Origin of the sequence: Streptomyces sp. NPDC052012 (genome assembly GCF_040689265.1) — a bacterium.
GTDB lineage: Bacteria > Actinomycetota > Actinomycetes > Streptomycetales > Streptomycetaceae > Streptomyces.
Map to the genome: position 1 here is coordinate 89,143 of NZ_JBFAXA010000024.1, position 20,916 is coordinate 110,058.

Below are 20,916 nucleotides of genomic sequence, written 5' to 3' on the forward strand. Positions count from 1 at the left end.
CATAAGAATGGATGTTCGATTTTCGTGTCAAGCGCACCACGCGGCACACAGGAGACCCGTGGGGCGGTGCGAGACTGAGCCCATGCTTGTCCAGTTCCTCGCGGCCACGGGTGTGCTCGCAGTCCTGACCATGGTTCCCGGCCCGGACATGGCGGTCGTGACGAAGCGGGCCATCACGTCCGGCTGGAAGGACGGCTTGCGCACGGTCGGGGGCATCACGGCGGGCCTGCTCGTCTGGGGCACGCTCACCGTCGTGGGGCTGGCGGCCGTCCTGGCGGCGTCCGCCACGGCCTACACGGTCGTCAAGCTCGCCGGTGCCGTCTACCTCGCCGTTCTGGGCATCCAGGCGCTGATGCAGAGCCGGCGCCGTGGTTCCGCGACCCCGGCGGCCGGCGCGACCGGCGCGTCCGCCCCGTCCGGCAACCCGTGGCGCACCGGGCTGCTCAGCAATGTCCTCAATCCGAAGATCGCCGTCTTCTACACGGGCCTGCTGCCCACGCTCGCTCCCTCCGGCCTGTCACCGCACCTGGGGATGACGCTGCTGGTTCTCGTCCACGCGGCGCTCACCCTCGTCTGGCTCGGCAGCTACGTACTGGTCCTCGCCAGGGCCCGTGCCTTCTTCGAGCAGCCTGCCGTGCGACGCGCCATGGACCGCGTCACGGGCGTCGTCCTGATCGGTTTCGGGATCAAGGTCGCCACTTCCCAGCCTTGAGACAAGGTCGCCAAGTCCCGACCTCGACGGATGTCAGGAGGTCCCGCTGTCCCCGCCCCGTGGACGCGTCGCGCCCGGTCCGCGGCCCCACAGCCGGCGGGCGCGGGTGAGGAGGCCAGGGCCGTTGTCGTTGCCGCGGTGGCCGTGCACGCGGGGGTCGTCGGTGACGTCGTAACGCTTCACATAGGCGCCCAGGAACGCCTGGAGCGTGGCGACGGCCGGAATGGCGATCAGCGCACCGACCGCGCCGAGCAGGGCGGTGCCCGCGACGACCGAGCCGAAGGCGACCGCCGGGTGGATGTCGACGGTCTTCGAGGTCAGCTTGGGCTGCAGCACGTAGTTCTCGAACTGCTGGTAGATGACCACGAAGATCAGCACCCACAGCGCGTACCAGGGGTTGACCGTGAAGGCGATCAGCATGGGCAGGGCACCCGCGAGATACGTGCCGATGGTGGGGATGAACTGCGACACCAGACCCACCCACACGGCCAGCACGGGCGCGTAGGGCACGTCGAGGAACTCCAGGAGCACGTAGTGCGCCAGGCCGGAGATCAGGGCCATCAGTCCACGCGAGTACAGGTAGCCGCCGGTCTTGTTCACGGCGATCTCCCACGCGCGCAGCACCTCGGCCTGCCGCGCCGGGGGCAGGACGGAGCAGATGGTGCGCCGCAGCCGGGGGCCGTCGGCGGCGAAGTAGAACGAGAACAGGGCGACGGTCAGCAGCTGGAACAGCCCTCCGAGGACCTGCGCGGAGACGTCCAGCACGCCGGTGGCGCTGTTCTGGACGTAGTTGCGCAGCCAGTCGGAGCGCAGCAGGCCCTCCTGGATGTCGACGCGGCGCAGGTCGGTGTCGAAGTGGGTGTTGATCCAGTTGATGACCGAGTCGAGGTAGTCCGGGAAATCCTCGACGATCTTGATGATCTGTCCCGCCAGCATGGACCCGAGCAACGTGACGAAACCCGCCGCCACGACGAGCACGCCCAGGAAGACCACGAAGGTACCCAGCCCCCTGCGCACCCCGCGCGCGGCCATCCAGCTCACCGCGGGCTCCACCGCGAGCGCCAGGAAGAACGCGATCACGATGTTGATCAGCAGGCCGGTGAGCTGGTGGAAGGCCCAGCTGCCCAGCTGGAACAGGCCGTACAGGGTGAGCGCGAGCACCATGGCGCGCGGCAGCCAGCGGGGCATGCGGGCCCCCTGTCCGGCCGCGGGGTCCACCGGAGGCCCGGCAGGCGGGGGCGGGCCGGGGGTGGAGGGGGGCGGCGCTGCCTGCCCGGTCTCGTCAGTGGATGCCACGGACCCAAGTCTCGCCCACGGCTCTGACAGCCGTCTGCGCTCGGGCGATCTTTGTGACGATCAGCGCTTCTTCCGGGGGATCAGCGCTTCTCCCGAGGAACGTCCATCACCGCGCAGACCACCTGCCAGACGTCCTTGGCGTCCCATCCGGCCTCCAGCGCCTGGTGGACGGTGCGCCCGCCGAGCTCCGACATGACATGGTCACGCGCGAAGGTGTCGGCATATCCAGGACCGAAGTGCTCCGCCATCCGCTGCCAGAAGACCGTCAACCGCATGCCTCCAGTATCCCGCCTGCGGGGGTGGGCCCCGCCGGGACCGCCTGCCGACACCGCTTTCCGCCCTACGGTCTGCCCCATGGCCGAAACCGGAGCTTCCCCCCTCGACCCGACCCCCCAGGCCCACTCACCCCTCGCGCGCGCGGAGCGGTTCGTCTGGCTCACCGCGCGGGTGCTCGAGCAGCGCCTGTTCGCCCACCACTTCCGGGGAGGTGACGCCGACCCGGTGGAGACGGCACTGGACGCCTACCGCAACGAGGACGGCGGCTACGGTCACGGACTGGAGCCCGATCTGCGGGGCCCGGTCAGCCAGCCTCTGCACACCGCCCACGCCCTGCACGTGCTGGACTCCCTGGGCCGCTGCACCGGTCGGCGGGCGGAGCAGGTGTGCCGCTATCTGACGTCCGTCTCGACCGCGGACGGTGCCCTTCCGGCGATCCATCCGAGTCAGCGCGGCTACCCCACGGCACCCTTCGTGCCGGTCGTGGACGACCCGCCGAGCGAGCTCCTGGCCACCGGTCCGGTCGTGGGCCTGCTGCACCGCAACGAGGTGTGGCACGCCTGGCTGTTCCGGGCCACGGAGTTCTGCTGGCAGGCCGTGGAGTCGCTGGAGAAGTCCCACCCGTACGAGATCGAGGCCGCCGTCGCCTTCCTGGACTCCGCCCCGGACCGCCCCCGTGCGCAGGCCGCCGCGGAGCGGCTGGGCCGCGTGGTGCGCGGGCAGCGCCTCGCGGCCCTCGACCCCGCCGACCTCGACGCGTACCCGGTCGCACCCGGCTACGCGCCGGGTGAGCACCACTTCCCGCACGACTACGCCAGAACCCCGCACTCCCTCGCGCGCGCGTGGTTCACGGACGAGGAGATGGAGCGCTCCCTGGACCACCTCGCCGCCGAGCAGCGGGAGGACGGCGGCTGGCCGATCCGGTGGCGCCAGTGGGCGCCTGCTCCCGCGCTGGAGGCCCGCCCCATGGTGACGATCGCGGCCCTGCGCACACTCCAGGCGTACGGCCGTTCCGTCGGCTGACCCGCGCTCCCGCCCCCCGGGTGGCCGGCGGGGGCCCCCGGGGTGGCCGGCCGGGCGGACGGGCCGCCTCAACCGCCCAGCGCCCGCACGCCCGCCGTCACCACCACGGCCGCCCCGACGACGACCAGGAACGGCGCACGCAGGACCAGGGCCACCGCGGCGGCCGCGAGGCCCGCCGCACGCGCGTCCAGCACGAGCGCCTGTCCGTCGGCGAAGGTCTGCTGGGCGGTGAGGGCGGCGAGCAGGGCGACCGGCAGCAGCGCGGCGAGCCGCCGGACGACGGGCCGCTCGAGGACACCCGCGGGCACCAGGAGGCCGGCCAGCTTGACGGCGTAGCAGCCGACGGCCGTCACACCGATCGCGATCCAGATGTTCAACGGTCCTCCTCCGGTGACTTGGATGCCTCGGACGCCTCGGCTGCCTTGGATGCCCCGAGTGCCTGGGACGCCTCGGAAACATCGGAAGCGCCGGATGCGTCTCCGCGCTCGAAGCCGTCCCGGCGGCCCTGTGCCCACAGCACCGCCGGGGCCGCGAGTGCGGCCACCAGAACGGGCACGCCCGCGGGCAGGACGGGCAGCAGGCCGAGACCGAGCAGTACGGCCAGCCCCGCGACGGCCCGCTCGGTGATGGTCCTCAGCATCGGCGCGAGCAGCGCCAGGAAGACCGCAGGTCCGGCCGCGTCGAGCCCCCACGCGTCGGTGTCCCCGATGGCCTCGGCGCCGGCTGCCCCGAGCAGCGTGGTGAGATTCCACAGGACGTACAGGCTGAGCCCGGTCACCACGAAGCCGACCCGAGCGCTGCGGCGCGTGGGCTGGGCGAGGGAGACGGCGGCCGTCTCGTCGATGACCCACTGGGCGGCGAACGGCCGCACCGCGCGCGGGAGGGCCAGCAACTGCGACAGGCGCAGCCCGTAGAACGCGTTGCGCACCCCGAGGAAGAACGCCCCCGCGGCCGCCGTGAACGGACCGCCACCGGCCGCCAGCGCCCCCACCAGTGCGAACTGGGACGCGCCGGTGAACACCAACAGGCTCAGCGCGCAGGTCTGGAGCAGTGTGAGCCCGCTGCCGGCCGAGGTCACACCGAAGGCGAACCCGGAGAGTCCGACCGCGACTCCGACTCCGAGGGCGTCCCGTACGACGGCACGGTCGGGCTTTTCTCCTCCGGCTCCGGCGTCCCGTATGCCGGCGCGTGCTGCTGTCTGTTCTGTTGCCACGCACCGGACGGTACGAGCAGGGCGCGCCGTGTGTCTTGTACGTTCTTGCGCTCGCGCTGGTAGGCGCCCGGAGGGACGCCGACGATCCGGCTGAAGTGCCGGTTCAGATGCGGCTGGTCGGTGAAGCCGACCGCGACGGCGGCCTCGGACGGAGCCGTTCCCGCGTCCAGCAGCTTCCTGGCCTGCCGTACGCGCGCGTCGGTGAGCCAGGTGTGCGGCGGCATCCCATAGGCGTCGCGGAACGCGCGCAGCAGGGCGAACGGGCTGGTGCCCAGCTCGGCGGCCAGCTGCTCCAGCGTCGGCGGCCCGGCCATCCGCTCCTCCAGTACGGCACGCGCGCGTGCCGCGATCCGCGTGCCCGCCGTCCTGACCTCCCGCCGCGGCAGTGTGCCGCCGTTGAGCCGCAGCAGCCGGGTCACGGCGACCCGCAGCAGGGTGTCGGCGGCGAGCGCGTTGCCCTCGTCGGTGGCCCGCAGCACCTGGTGCACCAGATGGACGGTGTAGGGGTCGTCGAGCACCGGTGTCACGAACCCGGGCGTGCCGCGCAGGGTCGTGGTCTCGGCGGCGATGGCGGCCACCACCTCGGGCGACGGATAGACCGCGCCGTAGCGCCACCCTTCGGGGACCCCGGCCCGCCCGGTGTGCGGTGTGTCCGGATTGACCAGCGCGAGCGCACCGGCGCCCGCGTACTGATCGCCACCGCCGTGGTGGAAGACCTCGACGCCGTCCGCGATCGCGGCGATCACGAAGTGCTCGTGCGTGTGCCGCACGAACGTCTTGCGGATGTACCGGGCGCGCAGCAGGTCGACACCGGGCAGCTCGGCGTACTGCCAGTGCCGCGCACGCTCCCTGCCCGACTCCGCCCCGCGGCCCGATCCCGCCATACGGCCATTGTCCGCGATCTCGGCCGCGGGCAGCGCCCCTGCCGGAACCGGACCGTCCGCATCTCACCGGTCACCCAGCAACCAGCACCCAGCACCCAGCAGCCTGCCCCTCCCGGCGCCCCGCCCCTCCAGCAACGGAGCGGCCACCCGCACTCCGTCCCGCGCCACCATCCGCCCAGCTCAGGCCCATTGTCAGTGGCCGGGTGCAGGATGGACGCATGGTCAGCAATCCGCGCCGAGCCCTGGACGGCTTCTCCCCCGCGACCCGCGGCTGGTTCACGGGGGCGTTCTCCGCGCCCACCGCCGCTCAGGCCGGCGCGTGGCAGGCCATCGGCGAGGGCTCGGACGTGCTGGTGGTCGCGCCCACCGGCTCCGGCAAGACCCTGGCCGCCTTCCTCGCGGCGCTGGACCAGCTGGCCTCCACTCCCCCGCCCGCCGACCCGAAGAAGCGCTGCCGCGTCCTGTACGTCTCACCGCTCAAGGCGCTCGCCGTCGACGTCGAGCGCAATCTCCGCAGCCCGCTGACCGGCATCCGCCAGGAGTCCGTGCGCCTCGGCCTGCCCGAGCCCGAGGTCAAGGTCGGGATCCGCTCCGGGGACACTCCGGCGGCCGAGCGCCGAGCCCTGTCCACCCGTCCTCCGGACATCCTGATCACCACCCCGGAGTCCCTGTTCCTGATGCTGACGTCGGCCACGCGCGATGCGCTCACCGGCGTGGAGACGGTGATCCTGGACGAGGTGCACGCGGTCGCGGGCACCAAGCGCGGCGCCCACCTCGCGCTCTCCCTGGAGCGGCTGGACGAACTCCTGCCGAAGCCCGCCCGCCGTATCGGCCTGTCGGCGACGGTCCGCCCGGTCGACGAGGTCGCACGCTTCCTGTCCCCGCGCCGCAAGGTGGAGATCGTCCAGCCGGAGTCCGGCAAGGAGTTCGACCTGTCCGTGGTGGTCCCGGTGGAGGACCTGGGCGAGCTGGGCGGCTCCCCGGTGGCCGACGGCTCGGAGGGCAACGAGCGCCCGTCGATCTGGCCGCACGTCGAGGAGCGGATCACCGATCTCGTCCAGTCCCATCGCTCGACGATCGTGTTCGCCAATTCCCGCCGGCTCGCGGAGCGCCTGTGCAACCGGCTCAACGAGATCGCCTACGAGCGGGCCACCGGGGAGTCCCTGGACGAGCACCACTCCCCGGCGGAGCTCATGGGAGGCTCCGGAGCCGCCCACGGCGCGCCGGCCGTGATCGCCCGGGCCCATCACGGCTCGGTGTCCAAGGAGCAGCGGGCGCTGGTCGAGGAGGACCTCAAGGCGGGCCGGCTGCCCGCGGTGGTCGCGACCTCCAGCCTCGAGCTGGGCATCGACATGGGCGCCGTCGACCTGGTGGTCCAGGTGGAGTCGCCGCCGTCCGTCGCCTCCGGGCTCCAGCGCGTGGGCCGTGCGGGGCACCAGGTGGGCGCGGTCTCCACCGGCGTGGTGTTCCCCAAGTACCGCGGCGATCTGGTGCAGGCGGCGGTCGTCACCGAGCGGATGCGCACGGGCGCCATCGAGTCCCTGAGGGTGCCCGCCAATCCGCTGGACGTGCTCGCCCAGCAGCTCGTCGCCATGACGGCCATGGACACCTGGCAGTACGACGATCTGCTCGCCATGGTGCGCCGGGCGGCGCCGTTCGCCTCGCTCCCCGAGTCCGCGTTCACGGGCGTCCTCGACATGCTGGCGGGCCGCTATCCGTCCGACGCCTTCGCGGAGCTGCGCCCGCGTGTGGTGTGGGACCGGATCACGGGCGAGATCACCGGCCGCCCGGGCGCGCAGCGCCTCGCCGTCACCTCCGGCGGCACGATCCCCGACCGGGGGCTGTTCGGGGTGTTCCTGGCGGGCGCCGACCCCAAGAAGGGCGGCGGGCGGGTCGGCGAGCTCGACGAGGAGATGGTCTACGAGTCCCGCGTGGGCGATGTCTTCACCCTCGGCACGAGTTCCTGGCGCATCGAGGACATCACGCGCGACCGGGTCCTGGTCTCCCCGGCGCCCGGGGTGCCCGGGAGGCTGCCGTTCTGGAAGGGCGACCAGCTGGGCCGCCCGCTGGAGCTGGGCCGCGCGGTGGGCGCGTTCCTGCGTGAGGTCGGCTCGCTGTCCAAGGAGGACGCCCGGCTGCGGCTGCTCGCGGCCGGGCTGGACGCCTGGGCCGCGGACAACGTCCTGTCGTACCTCGACGAGCAGCGGGAGGCGTGCGGCCACGTCCCGGACGATCGCACGATCGTCGTGGAGCGCTTCCGCGACGAGCTCGGCGACTGGCGGGTCGTCGTGCACTCCCCGTTCGGCGCTCAGGTTCACGCCCCGTGGGCGCTGGCGCTCGGCGCCCGCCTCTCCGAGCGGTACGGCATGGACGCCCAGGTGATGCACGCCGACGACGGCATCGTGCTGCGCCTGCCGGACGCCGATCTGATGGGCCTGGACCTGCTCGACCAGGAGCCGGTGAAGACCGGCACGGAGTACGACGCCGATCAGGCGCCGGTGGGCGCGGCGGACGTCGTCTTCGACAAGGGCGAGGTCGATCAGGTCGTCACCGACCAGGTGGGCGGCTCTGCCCTGTTCGCCTCCCGGTTCCGCGAGTGCGCCGCCCGTGCGCTGCTGCTGCCGCGCCGCAATCCGGGCAAGCGCACCCCGCTGTGGCAGCAGCGTCAGCGCGCGTCCCAGCTCCTTCAGGTCGCGGGCGAGTTCGGGTCGTTCCCGATCGTGCTGGAAGCGGTGCGCGAATGCCTCCAGGACGTGTTCGACGTGCCCGGCCTCGTCGAGCTGATGGGCGACCTGGAGTCCCGCAAGGTGCGGCTGGTCGAGGTCACCACTCCGGAGCCGTCACCCTTCGCCCGCTCCCTCCTCTTCGGCTACGTCGCCCAGTTCCTGTACGAGGGCGACTCCCCGCTCGCCGAGCGCCGGGCCGCCGCGCTGTCCCTGGACTCGCGGCTGCTCGCCGAGCTGCTCGGGCAGGCCGAGCTGCGCGAACTGCTCGACGCGGAGGTGCTGACCGAGCTGGAGCGCGAGCTGCAGTGGCTGACCGAGGACCGGCGGGTCAAGGACGCCGAGGGTGTCGCCGACCTGCTGCGGATGCTCGGCCCGCTCACCGAGGCCGAGCTCAACGAGCGGGGCGCGGAGCCGCAGTGGGCCGGGGAGCTCGCCTCGGCGCGGCGCGCCATCCGGGTCCGCATCGCGGGCGCCGACCACTGGGCGGCCGTCGAGGACGCGGGACGGCTGCGGGACGCGCTGGGCACGGCCCTGCCGGTCGGTGTGCCGGAGGCGTTCACCGAGCCGGTGAAGGACCCTCTCGGCGACCTCCTCGCGCGGTACGCGCGCACTCACGGCCCCTTCACGTCGGCCACGGCCGCGGCCCGTTTCGGGCTGGGCGTGGCCGTGACCGAGGGTGCTCTCCAGCGGCTCTCGGCGGCGGGCCGGATCGTCCAGGGCGAGTTCCACCCGGCCGGGATCGGCCAGGAGTGGTGCGACGCCGCCGTGCTGCGCAGGCTGCGCCGCCGCTCGCTTGCCGCCCTTCGGCACGAGCTGGAACCGGTGCCGCCGGCCGCGCTCGCACAGTTCCTCCCGCAGTGGCAGCACATCGGCAAGGGCCACGCGCTGCGCGGTACGGACGGCCTGGTGCGCGCCATCGAGCAGTTGCAGGGCGCGTCCGTGCCCGCCTCCGCCCTGGAGAAGCTGGTCCTGCCGTCCCGGGTGGTGAACTACACCCCCGCGATGCTGGACGAGCTCACCGCGTCCGGTGAGGTGGTGTGGGCGGGCGCCGGTTCCCTGCCCGGGAAGGACGGCTGGGTCTCGCTGTATCTGGCGGACGCGGCCCCGCTGCTCCTGCCCCCGCCGCACCCCCTGGAGCTGACCGCCCTCCACCAGTCCGTCCTGGACGCCCTCTCCGGCGGTTACGGCCTGTTCTTCCGCCAGATCGCCGACCGGGTCCGCGCCACGACCCACCCGGAGGTCACCGATCCGCAGCTGGCCGACGCCGTGTGGGACCTGGCCTGGTCGGGGCGGCTGACCAACGACACGCTCAGCCCGATGCGCTCGCTGCTCGGCTCCGGCCGAACCGCGGGCTCCACGGCCCACCGAGCGAAGCGACCGGTGCCGCGCGGGCGCTACGGCTCGCTCACCGCGGCCGCCCGCAGCGCCTCCCGCACCGGTCCGCCGACCGTCGCCGGCCGCTGGTCGCTGCTCCCGGACCGGGAGTCCGACACCACGGTCCGCGCCCACGCGCTGGCCCGCACGCTCCTCGACCGGCACGGCGTGGTGACTCGGGGCGCCGTCTCGGCGGAAGGCGTCGAGGGCGGCTTCTCGGCGACATACCGCGTCCTGTCCGCCTTCGAGGAGACGGGACAGGCCCGCCGTGGCTATGTGGTGGAGGGTCTGGGCGCCGCCCAGTTCGCGATGGACGGTGCGGTCGACCGGCTCCGGGCCGTGGCCAACGCCCGCGAGCGCGGCGACAGCCTCCCGGGCCCGGGGCCGGCCACGGCAGGCTCCTCCGCCGAGAATCCCTACGCCGACTTCGACCCCTTCTCCGCGCACGGCTTCGCCGCACCGGCCGACGATGCCCCTGAGCCCGCCCCGGGCCACGACGGCTTCCCGGGCGGCCCCGGCTTCCCCGACCCGGGCTTCCCCGACCTCGGCGGCGACGCTCCCACGAGCCCCTCGCATCCCCGCCTGACGCCGAGCGAGTGGGTGTCGCCCCGCGACCACGCCTCCCAGGGCCCGCCTCCCTGGCAGAACGGCGGGCGGACGTCGTACGACCCGTTCTCGGGCCGTCGCACAGGCCCGGACCGCTCCTTGCGCGCCGTCGTCCTGGCCGCCGCCGATCCGGCGAACGCGTACGGCGCCGCACTGGGCTGGCCGGAGCCCCCGACCGGCGCGGGGCACAAGCCGGGCCGCAAGGCGGGCTCCCTGGTGGTGCTCGTGGACGGCGAGTTGACGCTCTACATGGAGCGCGGCGGCAAGACCTTGCTGGCCTGGCCCGCCGACCAGGACACCGAGCCCGCCGACGACACCCGGCTGCCCGCCGCCGCGGAGGCCCTCGCCGCAGCCGCCCGCGCCGGCTCCCTCGGTACGGTCACGGTGGAGCGCGTCAACGGCGCCTCCGCCCTGACCTCCCCTCTCGGGGCGCTCCTGGAGGCCGCGGGGTTCGTCGCCACACCCCGCGGGCTGCGCCTGCGCGCCTGACCGACCGCACCCGCAACCGGTCGCTCCGCGGCCGGCGTGCCACCCTTGACCCATGCCCGAAGGAGACACCGTCTGGCAGGCCGCGCGTCGGCTGCACAGCGCCCTCGCGGGCAAGGTGCTGCTCCGCAGCGACCTCCGGGTCCCCAGGCTCGCGACGACCGACCTCACCGGCCGTGCCGTCCTGGAGGTGATCCCGCGCGGGAAGCACCTCCTGACCCGCGTCGAGGGCGGTCTGACCCTGCACTCGCACCTGCGGATGGACGGGTCGTGGAAGGTGTTCGCGAACGGGCAGCGCTGGACCGGCGGGCCCGCCCACCAGATCCGCGCGATCCTCGGCAACGCCGAGCGCACGGCGGTCGGCTACCGCCTGCCCGTGCTGGAACTGCTGCGCACCACCGACGAGGACCGCGCCGTCGGCCACCTCGGACCCGATCTCCTGGGCCCGGACTGGGATCCCGACCTGGCGCTGGCCAACCTCCTCAAGGACCCGGACCGCCCGCTCGGTGAGGCCCTGCTGGACCAGCGGAACCTCGCCGGCATCGGCAATGTGTTCAAGAGCGAGCTCTGCTACCTGCTCGGCGTCACTCCTTGGCTCCCGGTGGGCCATCTGCCCGCCGACCGCGCGGCGAAGCTGCCCGAGCTCGCCAAACGGCTCCTCGAGTACAACCGCGACCGCCCGATCCGCAGAACGACAGGCACCACCAGCACCTCCAGCACCACCGGCGCCTCACGCACGCCGAGCACCCCACGCACGACCAACCGCCGCGTCCCCGACCTTTTCGTCTACGGCCGCGCACCCCGCCCCTGCCTGCGCTGCGGCACTCCCATCCGCATCGCCGACCAGGGTGACGGTTCCCGAGAACGCCCCACCTACTGGTGCCCCACCTGCCAGCGCGGACCGGCCCCCGCACCCACCGCGCCACACCGCGACCGCCCCCGCACCGCCGGCTGACCGCGCACCCCAGGTCACATCTCACGTCAGCTCAGCCCCGAAGCCACACCCGCCACGCCTGCCGCCAACGCCCCGCCGCCAGGGTCCCCTCCGCCCGCGCCTTGGGCACACAGTGCACCGGCAGCAGGCTCAGCCCCCACCCTCCTGCCGCGACCGTCCCTTCCAGAACCCCGGCGCCGGACGCCAGCACCAGTCGCGCCACCGCCCACCACCACAGTGCCCCGAGCCCCAGAACGGCACCCCAGCGCGCTATGCGCCCCGCCACGTCACCCGTTCTCGGCCTGGAACATCCAGTGCTGCTTCTCGAGATCGGCCGTGATCCCGATGAGGATGTCCTGGCTGACCGGATCCGGGTCCGCGGTCGCCGCGACCCGTTCCCGCATCCGGGCGATCACCGCGCCCAGAGCTTCCACGAGCGTCCCCACGGCCGTGGTGTCGTCGACCCAGCCCTCCGGTGTCACCCCGATACCGCTGCCCACGGCCACCGTCGCCGCACGCCCGTCGGGGGAGACACCCAGCGCCGCGGCGCGCTCGGCCACGGTGTCCGAGTGCTTCCGCGCGAGGGTCACCACCTCGTCGAGCTGGAGATGGACCGAGCGGAAGCGCTGGCCGACCACGTTCCAGTGGATCTGTTTCGCCACCAGAGCGAGATCGACCAGGTCGACCAGGGCACCCTGCAACGCCTCGGACACGGTCTTGAGATTCGCATCGGACAACGGGCTCTTCACGACGTACATCCGCACCTCCGTGGCTCACCCCCGTGGTCCCTCAACGATGACCGCCCGGCGCCGCACCGGCAAACGCACGGACCGCCCCACCGGTCAACGCCCGAACGCGCCCCGCGCCTCACCGGCAAACGCACCCATGCCCCCACCGGCACACGACACACCCGCCGCCCCACCCGCCCAGCCGGCCCCGGACATGCGAAAACCCCGGCGGTACCCTCCCGGTCCTCCCGGAAGGGCCCCTCCGGGGCCTGTCACACCTTCACGCCGCCGCTCAGGCGGCGACCACGTCCACCGCTTCGGCAGGCGCCTTGATGGTGACCCGTTCCGGTGGCACTCCGGTCACCGATACGGAACCCAGCATCGGGCGAACCGGCGTGGGCACGGGCTCGCTGGGGGTCGCTGCAGCAGACTGGGCCAGCTCGGCGAGAGCGAGTTCGTCACTCACTTCCCGCATGAGCTCGGACATCCGTACGTCCAGCGCGTCGCAGATGGCGGAGAGCAGCTCGGAGGAAGCCTCCTTCTGCCCCCGCTCCACCTCGGAGAGATAGCCGAGTGAGACTCGGGCGGACGAGGAGACTTCGCGCAGAGTACGGCCCTGGCGCTGGCGCTGCCGACGCAGCACGTCACCCAGCAGGCGACGGAGCAGAATCATCGGTGGCTCCCTCCTCGGACCGCATAGCCGCATCCTTCTCGCCCCACCGTACCGCCTCGCGCCGCGGCCGTGCGGGGAGCGATGTCGTGTTCACTCAGGGCTGCAAACATCAAAACCCCCCGTTCCGTTCCGTATCCTGTGCCCGCTCATTCCCGGTCTGTTCGCCCGCAAGCTCCTCGAGGAGCAGTGCGAGTACGCTCCGTACACTCTCCATACGAATTTCCGCGCGGTCGCCGTTCAACCGCAGGTGCCTCACTTTTCCGCCGCGGGCGGAACCGGAACCTTCCGCGAAGGGCCCGTCCACGGCCACGAAAACCGTCCCCACGGCCTGCCCGTCCTGGGGGTCAGGACCGGCGACTCCGGTGGTCGCGATGCCCCAGTCGGCGCCCAGAACCTTGCGTACACCCGTGGCCATCTGCGCCGCGACCTGGGGATCCACCGCTCCGCTCCGCGCCAGCAGTCCGGCGTCCACGCCGAGCAGCTCCCGCTTCAGGTCGGTGGCGTAGGCGGTCACCGAACCCCGGAAGACCTTCGACGCCCCGGGGACCGAGGTGATCTCCGCGGCGACCAGGCCACCGGTCAGCGACTCGGCCACGGCCAGCGTCCCGCCGTGCACGGTGAGTAGTCGCACCACCTCGGTGGCCGTGGAACTCACTCTTCCGTCTCCTCCAACGCCGCCTTGCGCTCGGCGATTCCCTGCCGGCGCAGCACAATGGCCTGTCTCACATAGTCGAGTCCGGTCACGACGGTCAGCACGACCGCCGCGGCCATCACCCAGAAGCGGAGGGTGGCCAGCCACCCCGTCAGCGCCAGCACGTACATGCCGACGGCGACGCCCTGGGTGAGCGTCTTGAGTTTCCCGCCGCGGCTGGCCGGGATCACGCCGTAGCGAATGACCAGAAAACGCAGGAGCGTGATGCCGAGTTCCCGGCCGAGGATCACTCCGGTGACCCACCAGGGAAGGTCTCCCAGCGCGGAGAGACAGATCAGCGCCGCTCCCATGATCGCCTTGTCGGCGATCGGGTCGGCGATCTTCCCGAAGTCGGTGACGAGGTTGTAGGTGCGCGCCAGATGACCGTCGAACAGGTCGGTGATCATGGCGATGGCGAACGCGGCCCAGGCGAGCGAGCGCCAGGCCGGGTCGTAGCCGCCGTCGGCGAGCATCAGCATGACGAAGGCCGGCACGAGGAGCAGCCGGAGCATGGTCAGCAGGTTGGCGATGTTCCAGACGCTGGCCTGGTTCACGGCCGCAGCGGCGATCTTCCCGCCCCGCGCCGGCTTCCCGTTGCCCTCGGCACCGGCCACCCCGTCGGACACGCTCCCCTGAACACCCCCGGAACCGGCCGAGGCACGGGCCCCGGCGCCGAAGAGCCCACCGCCACCCGAGCCACCCCGGGCCGTCCCGGGTGCCTCACCAGTGGCCTCACCCGCTGCATCGCCCTCACGGGCCGCACCACCACCCGCGGAACCGGACACCTGACCGGCGCCCGACGCGGACGCATGACCACCGGCGCCCGACGCGGACGCATGACCACCGGTGCCCGCCCCGGGAACGCGACCGCCGCCCGACGCGGAGGCGCGCCCTGCGCTCGCCCCCGGAACCCGGCCACCGGCCCCTGGACCGCCTCCGGGTGCCGTGCTCGCCGCCGCCCTGCGCGCGCCGGAGGGGCCTCCTGCCGCGGATGCCGGGATCCCCGTCATCTGCCCGCCTCCTCACTACACGCGAGCGAACCCTCGAACAGCGGCTCCGCCACCAGGTCGACACCTTCGGTGCCCACCACCTTCGCCTCGACCATACGGCCGACGCTCAGCCCCTCGCCGCTCGTCAGCAGCACCTGGCCGTCCGTCTCCGGGGCCTGGTGGGCGGCACGGCCGTACACGCCCTCCTCCTCGTCGACGGATTCCACCAGCACGTGCACCGTCTCACCGACCCGCTCCTCGGCGCGCTGCGAGACCAGTTCCTCGGCGAGCCGGGAGACACGGGCCAGCCGCTCGGCGACCAGGTCCTCCGGCAGCTTGTGCTCGTAGGTCGCCGCCTCCGTGCCCTCCTCGTCGGAGTAGCCGAAGACGCCGATGGCGTCCAGCCGGGCGTGGTTCAGGAACCGCTCCAGCTCGGCGAGGTCGGCCTCGGACTCGCCGGGGAAGCCGACGATGAAGTTGGAGCGGACACCGGCCTGGGGCGCCTTGCTCCGGATGGTGTCGAGGAGCTCCAGGAAGCGGTCGGTGTCGCCGAAGCGGCGCATGGCGCGCAGCACGTCGGGAGCGGAGTGCTGGAAGGACAGGTCGAAGTAGGGGGCGACCTTCGGCGTCGAGGTCAGCACGTCGATCAGGCCGGGCCGCATCTCGGCGGGCTGGAGGTAACTGACCCGCACCCGCTCGATGCCGTCGACCTCGGCGAGCTCGGGCAGCAGGGACTCCAGCAGGCGGATGTCGCCGAGGTCCTTGCCGTAGGAGGTGTTGTTCTCGGAGACCAGCATGATCTCCTTCACGCCCTGTTCGGCGAGCCAGCGCGTCTCGTTCAGCACGTCGCTGGGGCGGCGTGAGATGAAGGAGCCGCGGAAGGAGGGGATGGCGCAGAACGTGCAGCGCCGGTCGCAGCCGGAGGCGAGCTTCACGGAGGCGACCGGGGAGCCGTCCAGCCGGCGGCGCAGGGGCGCGCGGGGGCCGGAGGCGGGCGCGACGCCCTCCGGCAGGTCGCCGGGGCCCTGCTCGGGCACCTCCACCGGCGCGTGTCCGGGGAGCGCGACGGAAGCGGCCGAATCCTGTCGCTCGGCGGGGCTGATCGGCAGCAGCTTGCGCCGGTCGCGCGGGGTGTGCGCCGCGTGGATGCCACCGCTCAGGATGGTCTGGAGGCGGTCGGAGATGTCGGTGTAGTCGTCGAAGCCGAGCACGCCGTCGGCCTCGGGGAGCGCCTCGGCGAGCTCCTTGCCGTAGCGCTCGGCCATGCAGCCCACCGCCACCACGGCCTGCGTTCTTCCGTGCTCCTTGAGGTCGTTGGCCTCCAGGAGGGCGTCGACGGAGTCCTTCTTGGCCGCCTCGACGAATCCACAGGTGTTGACGACGGCGACGTCCGCGTCGGCGGCGTCCTCCACGAGCTGCCAGCCGTCCGCCTCCAAACGGCCTGCGAGCTCCTCCGAGTCCACCTCGTTACGGGCGCAGCCAAGGGTGACGAGTGCGACGGTACGGCGTTCAGGCATGGGCTCAAGACTACTTCGTCCCGCTGACACCCCACGTCGACGGGGTTGACCGAACTCGGCCAACCCCGTCGTGAAAGCGCCCCTCGCGCCGGCTGTCCGGTACCGCTCATCCGGCCTGCGGGTCGCCCTTCGTGTAGGTCAGGCGCTCGACGGCGCCGGGCTGCCAGTCGTCCTCGATCTTCTTGCCGTTCACGAACAGGTCGATCGCGCCGGCGTCACCGAGGATCAGGTTGATCTTGGAGCTGTCCTGAAAGGTCTTGGACTCGCCCTGCTTGAGCAGTCCGTCGAAGAGCTGCCGGCCGTTGTGGTCCTTGGCGGAGATCCAGCTGCGTCCGTCGGCGGCGCTGACCTTGACGGTCACCTTGTCCTGCGGCGCGGCGGCGATGGCGCTGTCCGACGGCTCGGGCTTGGGGTCGGCGGGCTTCTTGGACTTCGGGGTGGGAGTGGCGGACGTGTCGGTCGCGGCGCCGTCGGCGACGTTGTTGCCGCTGCCGTCGTCGCCCTTGAACATGGTGAAGCCGACGAAGCCGATCACGACGACGATCGCGGCGACCATGGCCGCGGTCCAGTTCGGTCCGCGGCGCTCGGGGCGGATGCGTTCCGCTTCGAACAGGGGCGCGGCCGGGGTGGGCGCGGGACGGCCGCCGTGGTCGGCGTCGTACTGGGCGATCAGCGGGGCCGGATCGAGGTGGACGGCTTTGGCCAGGGTCCGGATGTGCCCGCGGGCGTAGACGTCGCCGCCGCAGGGGGCGAAGTCGTCCGCCTCGATGGCGTGCACGATGGCGATACGGACCCGGGTGGCGGTACTGACGTCGTCGACGGTGAGCCCGGCGGCAATGCGCGCCTGCTGCAGCGCACGGCCGACGGAGGGGCGGGCTTCCTCGGACGCGTCTTCGAACGGACGCTCGTCTTCAGGGGAGTTGCCGATGGACACGGGGGCGCCTTTCGAGCGTGTAGCCACCTGTGCTGGAGGTTCAGTCTAGGGGGGGTACAAAAGGGTGGGGCAACCGGGCGGTCGGACTTTGTACGCCATCGGAATGGCCCGACATCCCGATGATGGACCTGCTGTTTGTCGCTTCCCTCAACTTGACGTACGTCACAGGGAAACGGTTGCTCAATGATCCCTTACGGGTGAGTCACGATCGTCCACCTGGGTGCCCCGAGGCGACGACCGTGTCCCGACTGCCTACCCTTCAGACTCCCCGCGGATCACGGCGAGCACGCCATCCAGCTCGTCAGGCTTCACAAGAACGTCACGAGCCTTCGAACCCTCGCTCGGTCCGACGATGTTGCGGGACTCCATGAGGTCCATCAGCCGGCCCGCCTTGGCGAAGCCGACGCGCAGCTTGCGCTGGAGCATCGAGGTCGACCCGAACTGGGTGGAGACGACCAGCTCGGCCGCCTGGCACAGCAGGTCGAGGTCGTCGCCGATGTCCTCGTCGATCTCCTTCTTCTGCTTGGTCCCGACGACCACATCGTCCCGGAAGACGGGCGCCATCTGGTCCTTGCAGTGCTGGACGACGAGCGCGACCTCCTCCTCGGTCACGAACGCGCCCTGCATTCGGGTCGGCTTGTTCGCGCCCATCGGCAGGAACAGCCCGTCGCCCTTGCCGATCAGCTTCTCGGCGCCGGGCTGGTCGAGGATGACCCGGGAGTCGGCGAGCGAGGACGTGGCGAAGGCGAGCCGGGAGGGCACGTTCGCCTTGATCAGACCGGTGACGACGTCCACCGACGGCCGCTGGGTGGCGAGCACCAGGTGGATGCCGGCCGCCCGCGCGAGCTGCGTGATGCGCACGATCGCGTCCTCGACGTCGCGCGGGGCGACCATCATCAGATCGGCCAACTCGTCGACGATGACCAGCAGATAGGGGTACGGCTGGAGTTCACGCTCGCTGCCCTCGGGCGGCTTGACCTTGCCCTCGCGCACGGCGCGGTTGAAGTCGTCGATGTGCCGGTAGCCGTAGGCGGCGAGGTCGTCGTAGCGCAGGTCCATCTCGCGGACGACCCACTGGAGCGCCTCGGCGGCCCGCTTGGGGTTGGTGATGATCGGCGTGATCAGGTGCGGGATGCCCTCGTAGGCGGTGAGCTCGACGCGCTTGGGGTCGACCAGGATCATCCGGACGTCCTCCGGGGTCGCCCGCATCATGATCGAGGTGATCAGGCAGTTGATGCAGGACGACTTGCCGGAGCCGGTGGCGCCGGCGACCAGCATGTGCGGCATCTTCGCCAGCGAGTGCATGACGTAGCCGCCCTCGACGTCCTTGCCGAAGGCGACCAGCATCGGGTCGTCGTCCTCGGCGGACTCGGCGAGCCGCAGCACGTCGCCGAGGTTGACCATCTCCCGGTCGGTGTTGGGGATCTCGATGCCGACCGCGGACTTGCCGGGGATCGGGCTGATGATCCGCACGTCCGGGCTGGCGACGGCGTACGCGATGTTCTTGGTGAGCGCGGTGATCCGCTCGACCTTCACGGCCGGGCCGAGTTCCACCTCGTAGCGCGTGACCGTCGGCCCGCGGGTGAAGCCGGTGACGCGGGCGTCGACCTTGAACTCGGTGAAGACGGTGGTGAGCGACTCGACGATGGCGTCGTTGGCCGCGCTGCGCGCCTTGCCGGGGCCGCCGCGGGTGAGCAGGTCCAGGGAGGGCAGGGCGTAGGTGATGTCGCCGGACAGCTGGAGCTGCTCGGCGCGCGGGGGCAGGTCGCGGGGTTCGGCGGGCGGGGTCTTGGTGAGGTCGGGGACGCCGGTGTCGAGCTTGTGCTGCTTCGGCTTGCTCGCGGCGGGCTGGTCCTGCTGGGGGCGGGCGGCCGGGACCGGGGTCGGGGTCGTGGGCTCGCGGTCGCCCGTGCGGACGCCCTGGGTGAGGTCGGCGACGACCGGGGAGGGCGGCATGCCGTGCAGGACGGCGCCGTCGAGGGCGGCGGCAGCCGCGGCGGCCACGTCCACGGCGTCCATGGGCCGGTTCATGTCGGGCTGCGGCACGGCGGACCTGCGGGGGCGGCCGGTGCGCCGGGACAGTGCCTCCTCCTCCGCGGCGTCCGGGTCGTACTCCTGGGGCGCCGGGCGGCCGCGCTTGCGGCGGCTCGCGGGCAGGGCCTCGCGCCACTGCTCGTCGTAGCGCTCGTCGTCCTCGCCGAACTCCTCGGCGTCGGTGCCGTCGTGGACGAGTCCGAGCTTCACCGCGAGCAGCCGCAGGCGCTGCGGGACGGCGTTGACGGGGGTCGCCGTGACCACCAGCAGTCCGAAGACCGTGAGCAGCACCAGCAGCGGCACGGCGAGCACGTCGGTCATGGTGTACGACAGCGGGGTGGCCGCGGCCCAGCCGATGAGGCCGCCGGCGTCCCTTATGGCCTGCATGCCCTCGCTGCGGGCGGGCGAGCCGCACGCGAGGTGGACCTGGCCGAGCACGCCGATGACGAGCGCGGACAGACCGATGACGATCCGGCCGTTGGCCTCGGGTTTCTCCGGGTGCCGGATGAAGCGCACCGCGATGACGGCCACCAGGATCGGCACCAGCAGGTCGAGCCGGCCGAAGGCGCCGGTGACCAGGATCTCGACGAGGTCGCCGACCGGGCCCTTGAGGTCGGCCCATGTGCCCGCGGCGACGATCAGGGCGATGGCGAGCAGCAGCAGCGCGAGTCCGTCCTTGCGGTGCGCGGGGTCGAGGTTCTTGGCTCCCTGCCCTATGCCGCGGAAGACCGCGCCGACGGCGTGCGCGAGACCGAGCCACACGGCGCGTACGAGCCGGTAGACGCCCCCGGTGGGGTTCGGTGCGGGTTTGGGCGCGGGCTTCTTGGCCGCGGCCTTCCTGGCGGGAGCCTTCTTCGCGGGTGCCTTCTTGGCGGCGGCCTTCTTCGCCGGAGCCTTCGCGGAAGCGGCCGCCTTCTTCGCGGGCGGCTTCTTGGCTGCGGAGGGACGTGAGGCCATAGGTGTGAGGTTACCGGGGGAGACGGCAGGGGACACGCGTGCCCGATGCTTCACCCGTTCGTGTCGCTCTTGCATGGGCGCGAAGTTGACGCCGCATGAAGGCGGCCTCCCGCGCGGTACGCCTCGGGAGACCGGGCAACGCCCTTGTGCCGGGCGTCAGTTCTGCGAGGGCACCGACGACGCGTTGCCCGCTCCGGGCTCGAGCGCGTCCAGCGCCCGCCGCAACCCCGTGAGCTTGCGCTCGAGATGAGCCGCCGTGGCCACCGCGGCCGCGTCGGTCGACTCGTCGTTGAGCTGCTTGGTCAGCGCCTCGGCCTGCTCCTCCACGGCCGCGAGCCGCGCCGACAGCTCGGCGAGCAGCCCCGCGGACTCCTTCGGCTCGCCCTCGTTCTTCTCGCCGCCCTCCAACTGGAGGCGCAGCAGCGCCGCCTGCTCGCGGAGCTGGCAGTTCTTCATGTACAGCTCGACGAACACCGAGACCTTGGCGCGCAGCACCCACGGGTCGAACGGCTTCGAGATGTAGTCGACCGCACCCGCCGCGTAGCCCCGGAAGGTGTGGTGCGGGCCGTGGTTGATCGCGGTCAGGAAGATGATCGGGATGTCCCGGGTCCGCTCGCGCCGCTTGATGTGCGCGGCGGTCTCGAATCCGTCCATGCCCGGCATCTGGACGTCCAGCAGGATGACCGCGAAATCGTCCGTGAGCAGTGCCTTGAGCGCTTCTTCCCCGGACGATGCCCGCACCAGCGTCTGATCGAGCGCCGAGAGGATCGCCTCCAGCGCCAGCAGATTCTCCGGCCGGTCATCGACCAGGAGGATCTTGGCCTTCTGCACCATGGCCCGCCCTCCTCGCCCCGGCTTGGGGC

General features: G+C 72.2%; 18 protein-coding genes. 4 read left to right on the top strand and 14 right to left on the bottom strand.

Annotated features, from left to right (window positions below; translation table 11 throughout):
* Positions 1–82: 82 nt before the first annotated feature.
* On the top strand, positions 83–712 hold the full coding sequence (locus AB0412_RS29340; protein ID WP_366405611.1) for a LysE family translocator: 630 nt from the start codon (positions 83–85) through the stop codon (positions 710–712).
* Between the two features lie 33 nt (positions 713–745).
* On the opposite strand, the gene AB0412_RS29345 is transcribed toward AB0412_RS29340, so the two are convergent.
* Both AB0412_RS29345 and AB0412_RS29350 read right to left on the bottom strand, forming a co-directional pair.
* Positions 746–2,008, bottom strand: a complete 1,263-nt coding sequence (locus tag AB0412_RS29345) for an AI-2E family transporter (RefSeq protein WP_366405612.1) — start codon at positions 2,006–2,008, stop codon at positions 746–748.
* A gap of 80 nt (positions 2,009–2,088) precedes the next feature.
* On the bottom strand, positions 2,089–2,283 hold the full coding sequence (locus AB0412_RS29350; protein WP_366405613.1) for a DUF3046 domain-containing protein: 195 nt from the start codon (positions 2,281–2,283) through the stop codon (positions 2,089–2,091).
* A 79-nt stretch (positions 2,284–2,362) separates the two neighbouring features.
* Here AB0412_RS29350 and AB0412_RS29355 point away from each other — a divergent pair, with 79 nt between their 5' ends.
* Entirely contained in the window at positions 2,363–3,307 is a 945-nt protein-coding gene (locus AB0412_RS29355; RefSeq protein WP_366405614.1) for a hypothetical protein, read from the top strand.
* 68 nt (positions 3,308–3,375) lie between these two features.
* Here the strand turns inward: AB0412_RS29355 and AB0412_RS29360 are convergent, their stop codons facing one another.
* From AB0412_RS29360 to AB0412_RS29370, 3 genes are read right to left on the bottom strand one after another with little or no spacing between them, the layout of a single operon-like run.
* Positions 3,376–3,684 carry an AzlD domain-containing protein gene (locus AB0412_RS29360; protein ID WP_366405615.1) on the bottom strand — a complete coding sequence of 103 codons (309 nt, stop codon included), beginning with the start codon at positions 3,682–3,684 and terminating at the stop codon, positions 3,376–3,378.
* Positions 3,681–4,487 carry an AzlC family ABC transporter permease gene (locus tag AB0412_RS29365; protein WP_366405635.1) on the bottom strand — a complete coding sequence of 269 codons (807 nt, stop codon included), beginning with the start codon at positions 4,485–4,487 and terminating at the stop codon, positions 3,681–3,683. Before AB0412_RS29365 ends, AB0412_RS29360 begins: the two co-directional genes overlap by 4 nt.
* Positions 4,382–5,404, bottom strand: a complete 1,023-nt coding sequence (locus tag AB0412_RS29370) for an AraC family transcriptional regulator (RefSeq protein ID WP_366405616.1) — start codon at positions 5,402–5,404, stop codon at positions 4,382–4,384. Before AB0412_RS29370 ends, AB0412_RS29365 begins: the two co-directional genes overlap by 106 nt.
* A 218-nt stretch (positions 5,405–5,622) precedes the next feature.
* On the opposite strand from AB0412_RS29370, the gene AB0412_RS29375 reads away from it, so the two are divergent.
* Entirely contained in the window at positions 5,623–10,599 is a 4,977-nt protein-coding gene (locus tag AB0412_RS29375) for an ATP-dependent helicase (RefSeq protein ID WP_366405617.1), read from the top strand.
* 52 nt (positions 10,600–10,651) lie between these two features.
* Positions 10,652–11,551 carry a DNA-formamidopyrimidine glycosylase family protein gene (locus AB0412_RS29380; RefSeq protein ID WP_366405618.1) on the top strand — a complete coding sequence of 300 codons (900 nt, stop codon included), beginning with the start codon at positions 10,652–10,654 and terminating at the stop codon, positions 11,549–11,551.
* A gap of 31 nt (positions 11,552–11,582) precedes the next feature.
* Here the strand turns inward: AB0412_RS29380 and AB0412_RS29385 are convergent, their stop codons facing one another.
* The 9 genes from AB0412_RS29385 to AB0412_RS29425 form a co-directional block, all read right to left on the bottom strand.
* A complete protein-coding gene (locus tag AB0412_RS29385) occupies positions 11,583–11,816 on the bottom strand; it encodes a hypothetical protein (RefSeq protein WP_366405619.1) in 234 nt (77 codons plus the stop codon).
* 1 nt (position 11,817) lies between these two features.
* Positions 11,818–12,288: a DNA starvation/stationary phase protection protein gene (locus AB0412_RS29390; protein ID WP_366405620.1), complete on the bottom strand. Its 471-nt coding sequence runs from the start codon at positions 12,286–12,288 to the stop codon at positions 11,818–11,820.
* A gap of 262 nt (positions 12,289–12,550) precedes the next feature.
* A complete protein-coding gene (locus AB0412_RS29395) occupies positions 12,551–12,931 on the bottom strand; it encodes a helix-turn-helix transcriptional regulator (RefSeq protein WP_003993396.1) in 381 nt (126 codons plus the stop codon).
* A gap of 109 nt (positions 12,932–13,040) precedes the next feature.
* The gene (locus AB0412_RS29400; protein WP_366405621.1) at positions 13,041–13,586 is read right to left on the bottom strand and encodes a CinA family protein; all 546 of its coding nucleotides are present in this window, start codon (positions 13,584–13,586) and stop codon (positions 13,041–13,043) included.
* A complete protein-coding gene (pgsA, locus tag AB0412_RS29405; protein WP_366405622.1) occupies positions 13,583–14,248 on the bottom strand; it encodes a CDP-diacylglycerol--glycerol-3-phosphate 3-phosphatidyltransferase in 666 nt (221 codons plus the stop codon). Before pgsA ends, AB0412_RS29400 begins: the two co-directional genes overlap by 4 nt.
* 380 nt (positions 14,249–14,628) lie before the next feature.
* Complete coding sequence (gene rimO, locus AB0412_RS29410) at positions 14,629–16,128, bottom strand: 30S ribosomal protein S12 methylthiotransferase RimO (RefSeq protein ID WP_366405623.1); 1,500 nt, start codon at positions 16,126–16,128, stop codon at positions 14,629–14,631.
* Between the two features lie 106 nt (positions 16,129–16,234).
* Positions 16,235–17,062: a RodZ domain-containing protein gene (locus tag AB0412_RS29415; RefSeq protein WP_366405624.1), complete on the bottom strand. Its 828-nt coding sequence runs from the start codon at positions 17,060–17,062 to the stop codon at positions 16,235–16,237.
* 252 nt (positions 17,063–17,314) lie between these two features.
* Complete coding sequence (locus AB0412_RS29420; RefSeq protein ID WP_366405625.1) at positions 17,315–20,053, bottom strand: DNA translocase FtsK; 2,739 nt, start codon at positions 20,051–20,053, stop codon at positions 17,315–17,317.
* 156 nt (positions 20,054–20,209) lie between these two features.
* Positions 20,210–20,887 (bottom strand): response regulator, encoded by a 678-nt coding sequence (locus AB0412_RS29425; protein WP_366405626.1) that lies wholly within the window; start codon positions 20,885–20,887, stop codon positions 20,210–20,212.
* Positions 20,888–20,916: the final 29 nt, after the last annotated feature.

Excerpts from the sequence above, each read along its gene's own strand:
- AB0412_RS29420 (WP_366405625.1), bottom strand. The coding sequence starts at position 20,053 with ATGGCCTCACGTCCCTCCGCAGCCAAGAAGCCGCCCGCGAAGAAGGCG.
- AB0412_RS29395 (WP_003993396.1), bottom strand. The coding sequence starts at position 12,931 with ATGATTCTGCTCCGTCGCCTGCTGGGTGACGTGCTGCGTCGGCAGCGC.
- AB0412_RS29370 (WP_366405616.1), bottom strand. The coding sequence starts at position 5,404 with ATGGCGGGATCGGGCCGCGGGGCGGAGTCGGGCAGGGAGCGTGCGCGG.
- AB0412_RS29375 (WP_366405617.1), top strand. The coding sequence starts at position 5,623 with ATGGTCAGCAATCCGCGCCGAGCCCTGGACGGCTTCTCCCCCGCGACC.
- AB0412_RS29425 (WP_366405626.1), bottom strand. The coding sequence starts at position 20,887 with ATGGTGCAGAAGGCCAAGATCCTCCTGGTCGATGACCGGCCGGAGAAT.
- AB0412_RS29380 (WP_366405618.1), top strand. The coding sequence starts at position 10,652 with ATGCCCGAAGGAGACACCGTCTGGCAGGCCGCGCGTCGGCTGCACAGC.
- AB0412_RS29350 (WP_366405613.1), bottom strand. The coding sequence starts at position 2,283 with ATGCGGTTGACGGTCTTCTGGCAGCGGATGGCGGAGCACTTCGGTCCT.
- AB0412_RS29390 (WP_366405620.1), bottom strand. The coding sequence starts at position 12,288 with ATGTACGTCGTGAAGAGCCCGTTGTCCGATGCGAATCTCAAGACCGTG.
- AB0412_RS29340 (WP_366405611.1), top strand. The coding sequence starts at position 83 with ATGCTTGTCCAGTTCCTCGCGGCCACGGGTGTGCTCGCAGTCCTGACC.
- rimO (WP_366405623.1), bottom strand. The coding sequence starts at position 16,128 with ATGCCTGAACGCCGTACCGTCGCACTCGTCACCCTTGGCTGCGCCCGT.
- AB0412_RS29355 (WP_366405614.1), top strand. The coding sequence starts at position 2,363 with ATGGCCGAAACCGGAGCTTCCCCCCTCGACCCGACCCCCCAGGCCCAC.